11 protein-coding genes are annotated in these 17,185 nt (G+C 69.5%); 7 read left to right on the forward strand and 4 right to left on the reverse strand.

The genetic code is table 11. The features are described 5' to 3' along the window. Positions 1-9: 9 nt before the first annotated feature. Positions 10-1,671 (reverse strand): sugar ABC transporter substrate-binding protein, encoded by a 1,662-nt coding sequence (locus FFK22_RS01960; protein WP_138888304.1) that lies wholly within the window; start codon positions 1,669-1,671, stop codon positions 10-12. Between the two features lie 241 nt (positions 1,672-1,912). On the opposite strand from FFK22_RS01960, the gene FFK22_RS01965 reads away from it, so the two are divergent. Genes FFK22_RS01965 through FFK22_RS01975 form a run of 3 tightly spaced genes read left to right on the forward strand, consistent with a single transcriptional unit; the run spans position 1,913 to position 5,366 of the window. Continuing rightward, complete coding sequence (locus FFK22_RS01965) at positions 1,913-2,731, forward strand: BtpA/SgcQ family protein (protein WP_138888303.1); 819 nt, start codon at positions 1,913-1,915, stop codon at positions 2,729-2,731. A 5-nt stretch (positions 2,732-2,736) separates the two neighbouring features. After that, on the forward strand, positions 2,737-3,870 hold the full coding sequence (locus FFK22_RS01970) for a M42 family metallopeptidase (RefSeq protein ID WP_138888302.1): 1,134 nt from the start codon (positions 2,737-2,739) through the stop codon (positions 3,868-3,870). After that, the gene (locus tag FFK22_RS01975; protein ID WP_138888301.1) at positions 3,867-5,366 is read left to right on the forward strand and encodes an FGGY-family carbohydrate kinase; all 1,500 of its coding nucleotides are present in this window, start codon (positions 3,867-3,869) and stop codon (positions 5,364-5,366) included. Before FFK22_RS01970 ends, FFK22_RS01975 begins: the two co-directional genes overlap by 4 nt. Positions 5,367-5,493: 127 nt before the next feature. Here FFK22_RS01975 and FFK22_RS01980 read toward each other — a convergent pair whose 3' ends face one another. Beyond that, a complete protein-coding gene (locus FFK22_RS01980; RefSeq protein WP_138888300.1) occupies positions 5,494-6,678 on the reverse strand; it encodes an efflux RND transporter periplasmic adaptor subunit in 1,185 nt (394 codons plus the stop codon). A 16-nt stretch (positions 6,679-6,694) separates the two neighbouring features. Next, positions 6,695-9,859 carry an efflux RND transporter permease subunit gene (locus tag FFK22_RS01985; RefSeq protein WP_138888299.1) on the reverse strand — a complete coding sequence of 1,055 codons (3,165 nt, stop codon included), beginning with the start codon at positions 9,857-9,859 and terminating at the stop codon, positions 6,695-6,697. A 275-nt stretch (positions 9,860-10,134) separates the two neighbouring features. On the opposite strand from FFK22_RS01985, the gene FFK22_RS01990 reads away from it, so the two are divergent. Continuing rightward, positions 10,135-10,761 carry a TetR/AcrR family transcriptional regulator gene (locus tag FFK22_RS01990; RefSeq protein ID WP_138888298.1) on the forward strand — a complete coding sequence of 209 codons (627 nt, stop codon included), beginning with the start codon at positions 10,135-10,137 and terminating at the stop codon, positions 10,759-10,761. Positions 10,762-10,991: 230 nt separating this feature from the next. On the opposite strand, the gene FFK22_RS01995 is transcribed toward FFK22_RS01990, so the two are convergent. Beyond that, positions 10,992-12,179, reverse strand: a complete 1,188-nt coding sequence (locus FFK22_RS01995) for an alanine--glyoxylate aminotransferase family protein (protein ID WP_138888297.1) — start codon at positions 12,177-12,179, stop codon at positions 10,992-10,994. An 80-nt stretch (positions 12,180-12,259) separates the two neighbouring features. On the opposite strand from FFK22_RS01995, the gene FFK22_RS02000 reads away from it, so the two are divergent. From FFK22_RS02000 to FFK22_RS02010, 3 genes are all read left to right on the forward strand, one after another. Next, the gene (locus FFK22_RS02000) at positions 12,260-15,193 is read left to right on the forward strand and encodes an FAD-binding and (Fe-S)-binding domain-containing protein (protein ID WP_138888296.1); all 2,934 of its coding nucleotides are present in this window, start codon (positions 12,260-12,262) and stop codon (positions 15,191-15,193) included. Between the two features lie 128 nt (positions 15,194-15,321). Continuing rightward, a complete protein-coding gene (gene atpD / locus FFK22_RS02005) occupies positions 15,322-16,749 on the forward strand; it encodes a F0F1 ATP synthase subunit beta (RefSeq protein WP_138888357.1) in 1,428 nt (475 codons plus the stop codon). Further along, positions 16,746-17,168 (forward strand): F0F1 ATP synthase subunit epsilon, encoded by a 423-nt coding sequence (locus tag FFK22_RS02010; protein ID WP_138888295.1) that lies wholly within the window; start codon positions 16,746-16,748, stop codon positions 17,166-17,168. Before atpD ends, FFK22_RS02010 begins: the two co-directional genes overlap by 4 nt. The last annotated feature ends 17 nt before the right edge of the window (positions 17,169-17,185 follow it).

Consider the following 17,185-nt stretch of genomic DNA (forward strand, 5'->3'; position numbering starts at 1 on the left):
ATCCGGACGTCACAACCCGAGCGAGGCTCTGTACAGGGCGAGCTGCTTGTCCCGGCCGATCTGGTCGGTGAGCTTCTCCCAGGCCGCGGCGATGGCGTCGGCGCCCTGCTGGGCGGTGCTCTTGCCGGCGAAGACCTTGGCCAGCTCGTCCTCCGCCACGCTGTAGTACTGGAAGATGCCTGGGATGCGCGGTTCGACCGCGGCATTCGGGTGGTTGTAGGACGTCGACTGCGAATTCAGGTAGGAGGTGGTGTAGGCTTCATTGTAGCCGGCGGAGATCCATTCCGGGATGTTGAAATGGCTGTTCCGGTAGGGTTGGAAGCCGGACGGATAGGCCGCCGTCCAGAGCGACAGGTCCTTGCCGCCGATATGCGCCGCGGCGCTCCAGGCCGCCTTGTGCTTGACCGAATCGCTGTCGACCCGGGCCATGACATAGACGCCCCAGCCGATATAGGCCATGTTCGGCGCGTAGTTCGGGCCGCTCGGCAGCTTGTCCCAGGCGCCGGTCTTGGCGTTCCAGACGTCGTCCGAGCCCGGCAGAATGCTGAAGCCGCAGACATCGCCGACCACCGAGGAATCGCTGGTGTTCGCCATCGATCCGACATCGCCCCACCAGGCCAGCATCGAGCCGGTGCCGGCCAGGAACTGCTGGAAGGCGGTGGTGTTGGGATCGGCGCCGAGCTGGTCGGCCGGCTCCGACGGCAGAGCGTCGATCACGTCCTGGATCGCCCGCACCCAGGCCGGGTTGTTGACGCGCGGCTTCATGGTGTCGACATCGAACAGCCAGGCCTTGTCATCCGGGTGCTTGGCATAGGCCGAGGCCCGGCTGCCCAGGAAGTAGAAGCCGAAGCCGCCCCAGGCCTTGGGCGCGTCGAGATAGCCATAGACATCCTGGCCGCCGACCTTCTTGCCCTTGAGGAACTTGGTCACCGCCTGGACCTGCTGCCAGGTCTTCGGCACGCCCCATTCGCCCTGGCCGCCGCCGTCCTTCCAGGCCTTGGCCAGGTCGGCGTCAGAGAAGACGTCGGTGCGGTAGTTGAAGTTGTGGCAGTCGCCGTCGATCGAGATCCGGTAGGTCTTGCCGTTCCAGGTGCCGACCGGGGCCTTCAGATAGGCGACATAGTCGTCCATCTCGATCTGGCCCTTGACCCAGTCCGGCATCTCCGAGGCCAGGCCCTTGCCGCAGACGTCGCCCTCGAACGGCGCGCCCATCTCGACGATGTCGAAATCGACCGTGCCGGTGGCGATCGACTGCTGCAGCCGCGGGTTGTAGTCGGCCTGGGCCAGGTCGATCCAGGTGATCTTGGCGCCGGTGTAGGTCTCCCAAGGCCGCAGGAAGCCGCGGAACAGCAGGTTGTGCAGGTTCTGGTTGTTCAGCCCCATGAAGGTCAGCTGCACGCCCTTGAACTCGCCCTCCTTCACCATCGCCTTGGTCGGCCCGAGGCACAGCTCACCGACCTTCTGCCAGTCGGCATCGGTCGGCGACCCCTTGCCCACCCCCGGGATCTGCAGGATCTGGGCGCGCAGGTCGTTCTGCGCCAGCGCGGTCGAGGAGAGGGGGCCGAGCAGGCCCGTCGTGCCCAGGGCGGCGCCGAGCCCGGCGGCACCCTTCAGAACCGTGCGCCGGCTGGCCCGCATCCCGACGAGACGGTCGTAATCCTGTAGCTTCACCGCGAATCTCCCTGTGGCATTCTCTTTGTTCTCGCCCTCCGCCGGGTCGGAACCGCCCTGGCCTGATCGCCCGATCGTTCCGGCCCCGGAAGGGCGTGAAACGTTTCATGGCGGCGCGGCCAGCGATGCGATTTCGGCGGGTGCCGAAGGCGATCCTGAGTATGATGCGGCCTCGATGGGGGCGCAAGGGAGCGGCCGGGGAGCCGCTCTACGCCAGTTGGAGCAGGGAAGGGACGCGCGGATGGGCGCTACGGGCAATTTCCAGCGGGTGTTCGGCGACACGAAGCCGGTGATCGCGATGGTGCATTTCGGGGCCCTGCCGGGTGCGCCGCTCTACGACTCGGCGGCCGGCCTCGACGGGCTGCTCGACGGCGCGCGGCGGGACCTGCAGGCGCTGCAAGCGGCCGGCTTCGACGCGGTGATGTTCGGCAACGAGAACGACCGGCCCTACGAGTTCAAGGTCGATACGGCCTCGACCGCGACCATGGCCTATCTGATCGGCCGGCTACGGTCGGAGATCACGGTGCCGTTCGGCGTCAACGTGCTGTGGGACCCGGCCAGCTCGGTCGCGCTGGCCGCCGCCACCGGCGCTGCCTTCATCCGCGAGATCATGACCGGTACCTATGCCTCGGATATGGGGCCATGGAATCCCGATGCTGGAGAGGCGATGCGCTATCGCAACCGGCTCGGCCGCCAGGACCTGGCGATGCTGTACAACATCTCCGCCGAATTCGCCTGGTCGCTGGACCGCCGCGACCTGGCCGACCGGGCGCGCAGCGCCGTGTTCTCCAGCATCCCGGACGCCATCCTGGTCTCCGGCACGATCACCGGCGAGGCGGCGGCGATGTCGGACCTCGAGGCGGTGAAGCGGGTGCTGCCGCACACTCCGGTCCTGGCCAACACCGGGGTCAAGCACGAGACGGTCGCCGATGTGCTGCGCGTGGCCGATGGCTGCATCGTCGGCTCCTCGCTGAAGGTCGACGGCCACACCTGGAACGCGGTGGACCCCGACCGGGCGGCGGAGTTCATGCGCCTTGCCCGGGGCGCGCGGAAGGGCTGACGGCGATGGCGACGGATCTGCCGGGCACCGACCCGGTCAAGCAGCGCCTGCGCGGTCTGGTGTCGGAGCTGATGCTGATCCCGGGCCTCAGCGGCCATGAAGGCCGGGTGCGCCGGCACATCGCCGGGCTGCTGTCCGGGCTCGGCATCGACTCGCGCTCCGACCGGCTGGGCAACCTGATCGCGACGGTCGAGGGCACGGTCGCGGGGCCGAGCGTGATGCTGTTCGCGCATATGGATCAGCTCGGCCTGATCGTCCGCAAGATCGAGCCCGGCGGGCTGGTGCGGGTGGAGCGGCTGGGCGGGGTGCCGGAGAAGGCGCTGGCCTCCCAGGCGGTGGTGTTCTGCGTCAGCACCGGCCGCGACGTGCCGGGCGTGATCGCCAACAAGAGCCATCACGCCACCTCGCAGGAGGAGAAGTACCGGGTCCTGCCGTATCCGGAGATCTATATCGACGCCGGCTTCGACAGCGCCGCCGCGGTGCTGGCCGCCGGCATCGATATCGGCACGCCGGTGGTCTATGTGCCGAAGGTGGTTGAGCTGGCCGGCGACCGCATCGCCGGCACGGCGGTGGACGACCGCGCCGGCTGCGCCGTGATCGTCGAGGTCGCGCGGGCGCTGCTGGCGGCGCCGCGGCGGCCGACGGTGCATCTGGTGTTCTCGGTGCAGGAGGAGTTCAACCTGCGCGGCGCGGTGACCGCGGCGCAGGTTCTGGCGCCCGATATCGCCATCCAGCTCGACATCATCCTGGCCACCGACACGCCGGACATGGCCCAGCGCGGCGATGTCCGGCTCGGCGGCGGCCCGGCGATGAGCCTGTACAGCTTCCACGGCCGCGGCACGCTGAACGGCACCATCCCGCATCCGGCGCTGGTCGCCCTGTTCGGCGAGGCCGCGAAGGGTGCCGGCATCCCGCTGCAGAAGAGCGCGCATGTCGGGCTGCTGACCGATTCCTCCTATGTGCAGCTGGTCAACGCCGGCGTCGCCTCGATCGATCTCGGCTACCCGGCCCGCGGTACCCACTCCTCGCTCGAGATCTGCGACCTGTCCGACCTGGCCGGGCTGGCGCGGCTGCTGGCCGCCGGCATCGGCCGCATCGACGAAAGCTTCAGCCTGGACCGCGACCGGTACGAGACATGACCCATCACTATCTCGGCATCGACATCGGGACCTTCGAATCCAAGGGCGTGCTGGTGGCGGCGGATGGCAGCATCGCCGCCATGGCCGCCAAGCCGCACAAGCTGATCGTGCCGCAGCCGGGCTGGGCCGAGCATCGGCCGAAGGAGGATTGGTGGGACGACGTCACCTTCCTCTGCCGCAAGCTGCTGGCCGACAGCGGCGTGCCGGCCGCGTCGATTCGGGCGGTCGGCACCAGCGCCATCGGCCCCTGTATGCTGCCGGTCGACGCAGCGGGCGAGCCGCTGATGAACGGCGTGCTGTACGGCGTCGACACCCGCGCCCATCAGGAGATCGCGGATCTGACCGCCCAGATCGGCGAGGACGTGCTGCTGGAGCGCTGCGGCAATGCCCTGACCTCGCAATCGGTCGGGCCCAAGATCCTCTGGCTCAAGCGCAACCGGCCGGAGATCTTCGCCCGCACCGCGAAGATCCTGACCTCGACCTCGTTCCTGGTGCACCGGCTGACCGGGCGCTTCGTCATCGACCACTACACCGCGGCGAATTCCAGCCCGTTCTACCTGGCCGACGAGCTGGCCTGGAGCGATGAACTGGCCCCCGGCATCGTCGATTTGGGGCAGATGCCGGACCTGGCCTGGAGCACCGACATCGTCGGCACCGTCACCCGGCGGGCGGCCGAGGAGACCGGGCTGGCCGAGGGCACGCCGGTGATCGCCGGCACCATCGACGCGGCGGCGGAGGCGGTCAGCGTCGGCGTGCTCGACAGCGGCGACATGATGGTGATGTACGGGTCGACCATCTTCACCATCCTGCTCGGCGACACCCGGGTCCGCGATCCGCGGCTGTGGTGGGCGCCCTGGCTGATGCCGGGCCAGCACGCGGCGCTGGCCGGCCTCGCCACCAGCGGCACGCTCAGCCACTGGTTCCGCGACCAGTTCGCCCGCGAGCTGGACCCGGCCACGGCGATCCCGGCGCTGGTGGCGGAGGCGGAGCAGTCGCCGCCCGGGGCGCGGGGGCTGGTGCTGCTGCCCTATTTCTCCGGCGAGCGCACGCCGATCCACGACCCGCAGGCCAAGGGCGTGCTGTTCGGGCTGAACCTGACCCACACCCGCGGCGACATCTGCCGGGCGGTGTTCGAAGGCATCGCCTGCGGCACCGCGCATATCGTCGAGACCTACCGCGAGGCGGGGCAGGTGCCGCGCGCGGTCTATTCGGTCGGCGGCGGCACCAAGAACCGGGTGTGGTCGCAGGCGACCTCCGACATCTCCGGCCATCCGCAGATCCTGCGGCAGAAGACCTTCGGCGCCAGCTACGGCGACGCCTTCCTGGCCGCGCTGGCGGTCGGCGACGTCCAGCCGGGCGACATCCGGGTCTGGAACCCGACCGCGTCGGAGATCACGCCCGACTCCGCCCATGCCGAGGTCTACCGCCGGCAGTTCGGCGTGTTCAAGGAGCTGTATCCGGCGACGCGGGAGCTGATGCGGCGGTTGGACGGTTGAGAGCAGGCGTCAGCAAAAAACCGTCATGGCGAGGAGCGAAGCGACGTGGCCATCCAGGGTGCGGTGCCGCTGGATGGCCACGCCCCTTCGGGGCTCGCCATGACGAATTTGGGGAACGTTCTGTCGATTACGACCCGGCCTTGGCCTGCTGCTGCTGTTCCGGCAGCGGCTGCACCGGCATGCCGGGGTAGAAGATCTTCTGGGTGTTGCCGGTGATGACGCGGTCGCCCTCGGCCAGGCCCTTCTCGATCGCGACCAGCGCGCCGTCCGTCGGGCCCAGCGTCACCAGGCGCTGCTCCGCCTTGTTGTCCTGGCTGACGACATAGACGTAGCGCCCGAACTGGCTGGCGGCGACCGCCACCTGCGGCACCATCAGCGCGTCCGGCTGCGGCTTCAGATGGACGCGCACGCGGACATACTGGCCTGGCAGCAGGCCGAAATCGCCGTTGCCGACGGTGGCGCGCGCCAGGATCGTGCCGGTCTGGTTATCCACCGAATTGTCCAGGAAGGTCAGCTCGCCCCGGTGCTTCGCCTCGGTCTCGCCCGGCAGCAGCACGTCGATCGTGACCTTCCCCGCGGCCTGCGCGGCCCGGATCTTGGCGAGCTCGGTCTCGCTGGGGTTGAAGGTGACGTAGATCGGGTCGAGCTGCACCAGGGTGTTGAGGGCGCCGCCGCCGACGCTGATCAGGGTTCCCACCGGCGCCTGGTTGCGGCCGAGCCGCCCGGCGAAGGGGGCCCGGATCTCGGTATAGCCCAGGTTCAGCTCGGCCTGGCGCTGCGCCGCCTGGTCGCTGGCCAGGGTGGCCTGGGCCTGCTTCAGATTGCTCTCGCGCTGGTCGAAGGTGTCCTTGTTCAGCCAGCCGTTCCTGGTCAGCTCGCTGCCGCGGTCGAAGTTCGAGCGCAGATAGTCGATGTTGGACTGGTCGCGCTGCAGCTGGGCGTTGGCCTGGTCCAGCGCGGTCTGGAAGTCGCGCGGGTCGATCTTGTACAGCAGATCGCCCGGCTTGACGTCGCTGCCGTCGGTCGCCGGCTGCGCCTGGATATAGCCGGACACCTTGGCCTGCAGGCTGATGGCGGCGATCGATTCGGTGCGCGCCGAATAGTCGAGATAGATCGGCAGCGACCGCTTCAGCACCGCCGCCACCGGCACCGGCATGGCGGGGGGAGGGCCGCCGGCGGGCGCGGCCTCGGCATGCGCCGTGTCGTTGCCCAGCGCCAGCAGGGCCGGGGGCAGGCGGCCGGTCTGGTACAGGCCGGCGACGACGGCGGCGGCCACGACGATCGATCCCAGGACGACGGTACGGACGCGCATGGCGCGATTCTCCACTCTATTCGGCCGGGCCGGCCTTCGGCTCGAGCCGATGGCCGTCGGTGGCATGGGGGCTATCCGTGCCGCCGCGGCGTTCACGGAAGGTCTCGATCACGGCGTAGAACACGGGCACGAAGATCAGGGTCAGGATGGTGGCGGCCAGCATGCCGCCGAACACGGTGGTGCCGATCGACTGGCGGCTGGCGGCGCCGGCGCCGGTGGCGATCATCAGCGGCACCACGCCCAGGATGAAGGCGAAGGCCGTCATCAGGATCGGCCGCAGACGCAGCCGCCCGGCTTCCGCTGCCGCCTCGACGATGCTGTGGCCCTCCTCGCGCAGCCGCTTGGCGAACTCCACGATCAGGATGGCGTTCTTGGCCGCCAGGCCGATCAGCATGACCAGGCCGATCTGCGAATAGACGTCGATCTGCATCTGCCGGGCCCACAGCGCCGCGAACGCCCCGAACAGGGCCAGCGGCACCGCCAGCAGCACCATGAACGGCATCGACCAGCTCTCGTACTGGGCCGCCAGGATCAGGAACACGAAGACGATGGCGAGGCCGAACACCAGGGCCGCCACCGACCCCGCCTGCAGCTCCTGGAAGGTGATGCCGGTCCATTCATAGGCGAAGTCGCGCGGCAGCGCCGTGGCGGCCGCCCGCTCCATCGCCGCGATCGCCTGGCCCGAGCTGAAGCCGGCCGCAGGGGCGCCGTTGATCTTGGCCGAGGTGTAGTTGTTGTAGTGCGGCACCGTGTCCGGCCCGGCGATCGGCTTCAGGTCGCCCAGCGTGCTCAACGGCACCATGCCGCCCTCAGAATTGCGGACATAGAGGCGCGAGATGTCGCTCGCCGACCCGCGGGCGTCCTTCTCCGCCTGCAGGGTGACGCGGAAGGTGCGGCCGTACAGGTTGAAGTCGTTGACATAGAGCGACCCGAGATAGATCTGCAGCGTGTTGAACACGTCGGGCAGGGTCAGGCCCAGCATCTTCGCCTTGTTGCGGTCCAGGTCGTAGTTGTATTGCGGGGTCGTGGTGCTGAAGCTGCTGAACAGCTGATGCGGGTCGAGCTCCGGCTGCTTCCGCGCCTCGGCCAGAACCGCCTGGGTCGCCGCGTTCAAGGCCCCGACGCCCTGGCCCGACAGATCCTCGATCTGGAACTCGAAGCCGCCCGTGGTGCTGATGCCCGGGATCGACGGCGGGTCGAAGGCCAGCGCGAAGGCTTCGGGGATCTGCATCAGCTGCCCGCCCACCTTCTGGGCCAGGGCCGACGCGCTCTCGTCCGGCCCACGCTCGGACCAGGGCTTCAGGATGGCGAACTGGGCCGCGGAGTTCGACTGGGCGGCGCTGGTCAGGAAGTTCAGGCCGACGATCTCGCCGACCGTCTCGATTCCTGGCGTCGCTTCCAGGATGGCGCGGGTCTTCTTCGCCACCGCCTCGGTGCGCTCGAGCGATGCGCCGTCGGGCAGCTGGATGACGACGAAGAAATAGCCCTGGTCCTCGACCGGCAGGAAGGTCGAGGGCAGGCGCGTCGACACCCAATAGGTCAGGCCCAGCCCGGCCACGAACAGGATCATGACCAGCCAGCGGATGCGGATCAGGAATCGCACCAGGGCCGCATAGCCGTGCGACAGCGCATTGAAGCCGGCGTTGAACCAGCGGAACAGGATGAAGGGGGTGTTTGCCCGGTGCCGCAGGAACGCGGCGCTGAGGGCCGGGCTCAGGGTCAGCGAGTTGAAGGCCGACAGGCCGACGGAGATGGCGACGGTCAGCGCGAACTGGTTGTACAGGCGGCCGGACACGCCGGGGATGAAGGCGACCGGGATGAACACCGCCATCAGCACCGCGGTGGTGGCGATGATCGGCCCTGTCACCTCGGTCATCGCCTTGCGCGTCGCCGCCAGGGGCGGCAGCCCGGCCTCCAGCTGCCGCTCGACATTCTCGACCACGACGATGGCGTCGTCGACCACCAGGCCGATCGCCAGCACCATGCCGAGCAGGCTCAGCATGTTCAATGAGAAGCCCATGCCCTCCATGACCACCAGCGTCGCGATCAGCGACACCGGGATGGCGATGACGGGAATCAGGGTGGTGCGCCAGTTCTGCAGGAAGATGAAGACCACCAGCACGACCAGCGCCAGCGCTTCGAGCAGCGTCTTCAGCACGTCTTCCATCGCCGCCGACACGAAGCGCGTGGTGTCGTAGCGGATGCCGTATTCGATGCCGCTGGGGAAGCGCTGCTTCAGCTCCTCCATCTTGGACTGCACGGCCTCCTGCAGCGCCAGCGCGTTCGATCCCGGCTGCTGGAAGACGGCCACGACAACGGCCGGCCGGCCGCCGAAATAGCCTGAGGACGAGTATTGCAGCGCGCCCAGCTCGATCCGGGCGACGTCGCGCAGCCGCACCACCGACCCGGTCGCCGGGTCGGCGCGAACCACGATGTCGCCGAACTGCTCCGGGTCGCTCAGGCGGCCGGCAGCGTTGACCTGCAGCTCGAAGGCCGTGCCCGCGGGGGCGGGCGACTGGCCGATCTTGCCGGCCGCCACCTGCACGTTCTGCTCGGCGACCGCGTTCTGCACGTCGACCGCGGTGACACCCAGATTGGCCAGCTTGTCCGGGTCCAGCCAGATGCGCATGGAATAGCGCCGCTCGCCGAAGATCTGGACGTTGCCGACGCCGGGCAGGCGCTTGATCGGGTCGACGATCTGCAGATAGGCGTAGTTGCTCAGCTCCACCGGGTCGACCGATCCGTCCGGCGACGTCAGGTCGACGATCAGGACGAAGTTCGGGTTCTGCTTCTGGATCGTGATGCCGCCCTGGTTGACGATCGCCGGCAGCGACGAGGCCGCCTGCGACACCCGATTCTGCACGTCGACCGCGGCGATGCTCAGCGGGTAGCCGACCTGGAAGGTGACGGTGATGTTCGAGGTGCCGTCGTTCGACGAGGTCGACGACATGTACATCATGCCCTCGACGCCGTTGATCTGCTGCTCCAGCGGCGTGGTCACGGTGTCGGCCACGACCTGGGCGCTGGCGCCCGGATAGGCGGCGCTGACCACGACCTGCGGAGGCGTGATGTCGGGGAATTGCGAGACCGGCAGCAGGAAGTAGGAGATGCCGCCCGCCAGCACCATGATCACCGCGATCGCCGAGGCGAAGATCGGGCGCTGGATGAAGAAGCCGATCATGACCGGGTCGTCCTGCCCAGCAGGCAGCACTGCGCCGCGCCGCTTTCGCGCGCGCCGCAGGAAATCGCCGAGGCCGACCCCAAGGCCATGGTAAACCCCTTGGTTAAGTTAACTTTGTGGTTGATTATCGTTCCGGCGAGCCGTCGTCAACTGTGCTTCGGCCCTACACCCGCTGGCTGGGGTCGGATCTTGACCTGATCCTGCTGGGGTGTTACCGGTAAGTAACAGAATAAATGATGCGGTGCAACCATACCGTCAAGGGCAATCCAGGTGCTATGACGACGATCACACCCCCGAGGCCGGAGGGGCTGTCAGGGCCCGGCGCCGAACTCCGGCCGCGCGACCGGATTCTCGGTACCGCCAGGGACCTGTTCCACCGCCACGGCTATCGCGGCGTCGGCGTCGACGCCATCGCCGAGGCGGCCGGCACCAACAAGATGACGCTGTACCGGCATTTCGGGTCGAAGGACGACCTGATCGTCGAATGCCTGCATGGCCTTGCCGAAGAGGCCGATGCGGTCTGGGCGAGGTTCGAGGCGACGCATTCCGGCGATCCGGCGGCGCAGCTGCATGAATGGGTCCGATTCGGCGCCGAATGCGCGATTTCGGATGAGCGCGGCTGCGACATGGTCAATGCCGCGGTCGAGCTGACCGAGCCCGGCCATCCGGCCCGGCGCGTGATCGAGGATTTCAAGACCGACCAGCGCGACCGCCTGGTGCGGCTGTGCCGGGCCGCCGGCGCGACCCAGGCGGAGCTGCTGGCCGACACGCTGTGGCTGCTGCTGGAAGGCGCCCGGGTCAGCCGGCAGAGTGTCGGCGCCGAGGGTCCCAGCGCCCGTTTCATCCGCATGGCCGAGGCGATCATCGCCGCCTTCCTGCCCCGCGGCCCCGCAGCGCCCTGAGGCCGGCGGTCCGATCGTGGAAGGGCAGTGTTTTTGCCTCTCTCGCTTGCGGGAGAGGTCGGAGACGCGAAGCGGCTCCGGGTGAGGGGGTTTTGGCGAGGCCGGGACCAGCCCTCACCCGCCAGCGCTACGCGCTGTCGACCTCTCCCGCCAGGCGGGAGAGGCAATGTGCGAAGACGCTCGGCATTCTGTCATCCTGCCCCAACACAGTGATGTGACCCGCCCTCAGGTCATTCCGCTTTGGCCGGCGCCTCGGCTTGGCCACTCAGCGACGCCATGGCCGCCGCGACCCCGCCGGCGCGGTGCGGCACGCCGGCGGCCGCCAGCCCCATCTCGACGCCGGCCAGGGCGGCCATCAGCACCAGCTCGTTGCAGGCGCCGAGATGGCCGATGCGGAACACCTTGCCGGCCAGCCGGCCGAGGCCGGAGCCGAGCGACATGTCGGAGCCCTCAAGCACCACCTTGCGGAACCGGTCGGCGTCGTGGCCCGGCGGCATCAGCACCGCGGTCAGCACCGGCGAATACTCGGTCGGCTCCAGGCACAGCACCTCGAGCGCCCAGGCCCGCACGGCCGCCCGGGTCGCCGCCGCCAGCCGCCGGTGCCGCGCGAACACGGCATCCAGCCCTTCCTCCTGCAGCATGGCCAGCGCCTCGCGCAGCCCGTACAGCAGGTTGGTCGCCGGGGTGTAGGGGAAGAAGCCGCCGGCATTGGGCTTCAGCATCTCGCCCCAGTCCCAGTAGGAACGGGGCATCCGGTTCGCCTTCGCCGCGGCGATCGCCTTGTCGGAGATCGCGGTAAAGCCCAGGCCCGGCGGCAGCATCAGGCCCTTCTGCGAGCCGCTGACGGTGACGTCGACCTGCCATTCGTCATGGCGGTAATCGACCGAGGCCAGCGACGAGATGGTGTCGACCAGGAACAGCGCCGGGTGGCCGGCGGCGTCGATGGCGCGGCGAATTTCGGCGATCCGGCTGGTGGCGCCGGTCGAGGTCTCGTTGTGCACCAGCATCACCGCCTTGAAGACGTGGCCGCGGTCCTCCGCCAGCTTCGCCTCGATCGCGGCGGGGTCGGCGCCGCGGCGCCAGTCGCCGGGGATGAAGTCGACCTCGACGCCCCAACGCGCCGCCATCTGCCGCCACAGCGTGGCGAAATGGCCGGTCTCGGCCATCAGCACGCGGTCGCCGGGCGACAGGGTGTTGACGATCGCCGCCTCCCAGGCGCCGGTGCCGGAGGAGGGGTAGATGACCACCGAGCCGGAGGTCTTGAACACGGCCTTGCAGCCCTCCAGCACCTCCTGGCCAAGCCGGGCGAACTCCGGGCTGCGATGGTCGATGACCTGGCGGCCGATCGCCCGCAAAATGCGCTCCGGCACCGGGCTCGGCCCCGGGATCTGCAGGAAATGCGGCCCGCTGCTGGTCATGATCCCTCCTCGAGGCGGTTGCCGCGGCGATTGGATGACGGTTGGATAGCACAGGTCGCGGCGAAGACGGGCGGAAAGGGATGGCGGGTCTGGACCAGAGGCTGCGGGCCGAGATCGACGGCGATGTCCTGTTCGACGCGTTCAGCCGCGGCCGCTACGCCACCGACGCCTCGCACTACCAGATCATGCCGGCCGGGGTGGTGGTGCCGCGCAGCATGGATGCGGCGGTGCGGACGCTGGCCCTGGCGCGGGAGGAGGGGATACCGGTCACCGCCCGCGGCGGCGGCACTTCGCAATGCGGCCAGACCATCAATCGCGGCCTGGTGGTCGACGGCTCGAAGCATCTCAACCGGGTCCTGTCGCTCGATGTCGAGGCCCGGCGCTGTACGGTCGAGCCGGGGATCGTGCTGGACGAGCTGAACCGCCGGCTGAGGCCGCACGGGTTGTGGTTCCCGGTCGATGTGTCGACTGCCTCGCGCGCCACCATCGGCGGCATGGTCGGCAACAACTCCTGCGGCGGCCGCTCGCTGCGCTACGGCACCACCCGCGACAATGTCGTCGCGATCGACGCGGTCCTGGCCGATGGCAGCGCGATCAGGTTCGGCGAGGTCGCGGCCGATGCGATCGAGGGCATCAACGACCCGCGGGCGCGGGCCCTGGCGCAGCGGCTGCTGGCGATCGGCGCGCGCGAGGCGGGCGAGGTCGCCGCCCGCTTCCCGAAGGTGCAGCGCCGCGTCGGCGGCTACAATCTCGACGCCCTCGATCCCGCCCGCGGCCGGGTCAACCTGGCCCATATCCTGGTCGGGTCGGAGGGGACGCTGGCCTATTCCACCGCGGTCGAGCTGAAGCTGTGGCCGCTGCTGGGCCGGCGCGCCCTGGGCGTCTGCCATTTCGGCTCCTTTCATGCGGCGATGGACGCGGCCCAGCACCTGGTCCGGCTGAAGCCGATCGCGATCGAGCTGGTCGACGCCACCATGATCGCGCTGGCGGGCGAGATCGCGATGTTCCGGCCGACCCTCGACGCGATGCTGAGCGGCGAGCCGGAGGCGCTGCTGCTGGTCGAGTTCGCCGAGGATGAGGCGGAGAATGCGCGGCGGCTGCGGCGGCTCGGCGAACTGATGGGCGATCTCGGCTTCGCTTTCGACCACGACCGGGCGCGCTGGGGCGGCGTGGTCGAGGTGTTGGACCCGGCGCTGCAGGCGGCGATCACCGACCTGCGCACCTCCGGTCTCAACATCATGATGTCGATGAAGGACCAGGCGAAGCCGATCTCCTTCGTCGAGGACTGCGCCGTGCCGCTGGAGCATCTGGCGGAATACACCGCGAGGCTGACCGAGGTGTTCGAGAGGCACGGCACGCGCGGCACCTGGTATGCCCATGCCTCGGAAGGCTGCCTGCATGTCCGGCCGGTGCTGAACCTGCGGCTGGAGCAGGACGTCAAGGCGATGCGCGCCATTGCCGAGGAGGCCTTCGCCCTGGTCCGCGCCTATAAGGGCTCGCACTCCGGTGAGCATGGCGACGGCATCGTCCGCAGCGAGTTCCACGAGGCGATGTTCGGGTCGCGGCTGGTGCGCGCCTTCGAGGAGCTGAAGCGGGCCTTCGACCCCGACGGCGCGCTGAATCCCGGCAAGATCGTGCAGGCGCCGCGCTTCGACGACCGCTCGCTGCTGCGCTACCCGCCTGGATATGGCGCGCAGGAATTCGCGCCGCGGCTCGACTGGTCGGCCTTTCCGGGCGCCGCGGGCGGGCTGCAGGGCGCGGTCGAGATGTGCAACAACAACGGCGCCTGCCGGAAGCTCGAGGGCGGCGCGATGTGCCCGTCCTACCGCGTCACCCGCGACGAGCGGCACGTCACCCGCGGCCGCGCCAACAGCCTGCGCCTGGCGCTGACCGGCCAGATCGGCCGCGACGCCTTCGCCTCGGACGAGATGGCCGAGACGATGAAGCTGTGCGTGTCCTGCAAGGCCTGCCGGCGCGAATGCCCGACCGGCGTCGACATGGCGCGGATCAAGATCGAGGTGCTGGCCGCCCGCGCCGCCCGAAACGGCTTCTCGCTGCGCGACCGGCTGATCGCGACCCTGCCGCGCTACGCCCGCTTCGCGGCGATGGCCGCGCCGCTGCTCAATCTGCGCGACCGGATTCCGCCGCTGGCCCGGCTGTCGGAACGGCTGGCCGGGTTCAGCGCCCGGCGCCGGCTGCCGGTGTGGCGCCGGGACCGGTTCCGGGCGCCGGCCGCCGCGCTCGGGCCCGAGGATGGGCCGGAGGTCGTGGTCTGGGCCGACAGCTTCAACGCCGCCTTCGAGCGCGAGATTCTGGACGATGCCGTCGCCGTGCTGGCCGGCGCCGGCTACCGCGTTCATGTCGCGCGTCCCGCCGACGGCTCGGGGCGCCCGCTGTGCTGCGGCCGGACCTTCCTGTCGGTGGGGAATGTCGACGCCGCCCGCGCCGAGATCACCCGCAGCCTCACCGCGCTGCGGCCGTTCCTGGAGCGCGGCGTGCCGGTGGTCGGGCTGGAACCGAGCTGCCTGTTCACCTTCCGCGACGAGGCCGTGGCGCTGCTGCCGGGCGACGAGTCGCGCCGGGCCGCCGCCCACGCGCTGCTGTTCGAGGAGTTCATCGCCCGGGAGGTCGAGGCCGGACGCTTCGCCCCGGCTCTCGCGCCGGTCGCCGCCAGGGCGCTGCTTCACGGCCATTGCCACCAGAAGGCCTTCGGCGCCATGGGCGCAGTGCAGGCGGCGCTGGGGCTGATCCCCGGCCTGGCGGTCGAGACGGTCGAATCGAGCTGCTGCGGCATCGCCGGCGCCTTCGGCTATCAGGCGGAGACGATCGACGTCTCGCTGGCCATGGCCGAGCTGTCGCTGCTGCCGGCGGTGCGGCAGGCCGCGCCGGACACCGTCGTGGTGGCGGACGGCACCTCCTGCCGGCACCAGATCCGCGACGGCGCCGGGCGCGAGGCGGTGCATGTCGCCCGGCTGCTCGCCGCCAGCATGGTCGCGGCCGTCGGTCGGTCCTAGGTCGTTCGGCGGTCGGCGCCTTGACCTGGATCAAACCGGACGAGTGCCGCTTGGGCAAATCTCTGCCCATCAGCCGGATGGCGAGCCGAGAAGGCTGTCCGAAACCTTGGTGCAGGAAATGCGTCGCCATGTCTCCATCGCCGCCGCCGAGTGGAAAGGTGTTGGCCGTGCGGGGCGCAGTGCTCGATGTCGCGTTCGACGGCGCCGAGCTGCCCCGGCTCGACGAAGCGCTGATCGTGGAATGGGACCAGCCCGAGCCGCTGATGCTCGAAGTCCAGGCGCATCTGGACGAACGGACCGTGCGCGCCGTCGCACTGCAGGCCACGGCAGGGTTGAGGCGCGGCGCGGCGGTGAGGCCGACCGGCGGTCCCATCGCAGTGCCCGTCGGCGACGCCGTGCTTGGCCGCCTGCTAGACGTGACCGGCCGCACCCGTGACAACGGTCCGCCGCTGCCGGCCGATCTGCCCCTTGCACCGATCCACCGGATGCCCCCGCCGCTCGACCAGCGGAATTCGGCGACGGCGATCTTCGAGACCGGCATCAAGGTCATCGATCTGCTGGCGCCTCTGCCTCAGGGCGGCAAGGCCGCGATGTTCGGCGGGGCCGGGGTCGGCAAGACCGTGGTCGTGATGGAGTTGATCCACGCCATGGTTCAGGGCTACCAGGGCATTTCGGTATTCGCGGGGATCGGAGAGCGTTCGCGCGAAGGCCACGAGTTGCTCAACGACATGCGCGGCTCCGGCGTGCTCGACCGCAGCGTGCTCGTCTACGGCCAGATGAACGAGCCTCCCGGCGCGCGGTGGCGCGTCGGCCTGACGGCGCTCACCATCGCCGAGCATTTCCGTGACCGGAAGCGCCGGAACGTTCTCCTCCTGATGGACAATGTCTTCCGGTTCGTCCAGGCCGGCAGCGAGGTGTCCGGCCTGCTTGGCCGGCTGCCGTCGCGCGTCGGCTACCAGCCGACGCTCGCCACCGAGGTCGCAGCCCTGCATGAGCGCATCGCCTCGGTCGCAGGCGCCTCCGTTACTGCGATCGAGGCCGTGTACGTGCCGGCGGACGACTTCACCGATCCGGCGGTGACCGCGATCTCGAGCCATCTCGACAGCGTGATCGTGCTGTCGCGGGCCATGGCCGCCGAAGGCATGTACCCCGCCGTCGACCCTCTGAGCTCCTCCTCGATCCTGCTCGATCCCACCATCGTCGGCGACGAGCATTACCGAGTGGCGGAGCAGGTCCGGGAAACCATCGCGCATTACCGCGAGCTGCAGGACATCATCTCGCTGCTCGGCATCGAGGAGCTCAGCGCCCAGGACCGGCTCGCCGTGACGCGTGCACGCCGCCTGCAGCGCTTCCTCACCCAGCCCTTCACCGTCACTGAGGCCTTCACCGGCGTGCCCGGTCGTTCCGTGCCGCTGGCGGAGACACTGAGGGGCTGCCAGGCCATTCTCCGCGGCGATTGCGACCGATGGAGCGAAGATTCGCTCTACATGGCCGGCACAATCGAGGAGGCGTGCGCCAAGGACGAGCGGCCCAAAGGCGGAGATCGGCCGCTATGAGGCTGCTGATCACCACCCCCACTGCAGTCGTGATCGACGACCGGGACGTCGTCGCCCTGCGCGCCGAGGACGAGAGCGGCAGCTTCGGCATCCTCACGGGCCATGCCGATCTCCTGACGGCGCTGGCCGTGTCGATCGTGAGCTGGCGCGGCGCGGACGGCCGCTCGCGTCACTGTGCCGTGCGGCGGGGCGTGCTGTCGGTCGCGAACGGCTCCGAGATCGCGATCGCTACGCGTGAGGCGGTCCCGGGCGACGATCTCGATCAACTCGAACAGGTGGTGCTCGAACGCTTTCACCGGCGGCTCGATACGGAACGGGCGGCACGCACCGAAAGCCTGAAGCTGCAGATGAAGGCGATCCGGCGGATCGTCCGGTATCTGCGCCCCGATCGGCCCCGCACAATGGAGGGGGACTCGTGACGGCCGGCCCCGGTCCA

This window comes from Mycobacterium sp. KBS0706, from assembly GCF_005938675.2.
Taxonomy (GTDB): Bacteria; Pseudomonadota; Alphaproteobacteria; order DSM-16000; family Inquilinaceae; genus Inquilinus.

Coding starts and splice junctions, on each gene's coding strand:
- FFK22_RS01985 (WP_138888299.1), bottom strand. CDS start 9,859: ATGATCGGCTTCTTCATCCAGCGCCCGATCTTCGCCTCGGCGATCGCG.
- FFK22_RS02000 (WP_138888296.1), top strand. CDS start 12,260: ATGGCGGGTCTGGACCAGAGGCTGCGGGCCGAGATCGACGGCGATGTC.
- FFK22_RS01990 (WP_138888298.1), top strand. CDS start 10,135: ATGACGACGATCACACCCCCGAGGCCGGAGGGGCTGTCAGGGCCCGGC.
- FFK22_RS01965 (WP_138888303.1), top strand. CDS start 1,913: ATGGGCGCTACGGGCAATTTCCAGCGGGTGTTCGGCGACACGAAGCCG.
- FFK22_RS01970 (WP_138888302.1), top strand. CDS start 2,737: ATGGCGACGGATCTGCCGGGCACCGACCCGGTCAAGCAGCGCCTGCGC.
- FFK22_RS01995 (WP_138888297.1), bottom strand. CDS start 12,179: ATGACCAGCAGCGGGCCGCATTTCCTGCAGATCCCGGGGCCGAGCCCG.
- atpD (WP_138888357.1), top strand. CDS start 15,322: ATGTCTCCATCGCCGCCGCCGAGTGGAAAGGTGTTGGCCGTGCGGGGC.
- FFK22_RS01975 (WP_138888301.1), top strand. CDS start 3,867: ATGACCCATCACTATCTCGGCATCGACATCGGGACCTTCGAATCCAAG.
- FFK22_RS01980 (WP_138888300.1), bottom strand. CDS start 6,678: ATGCGCGTCCGTACCGTCGTCCTGGGATCGATCGTCGTGGCCGCCGCC.
- FFK22_RS02010 (WP_138888295.1), top strand. CDS start 16,746: ATGAGGCTGCTGATCACCACCCCCACTGCAGTCGTGATCGACGACCGG.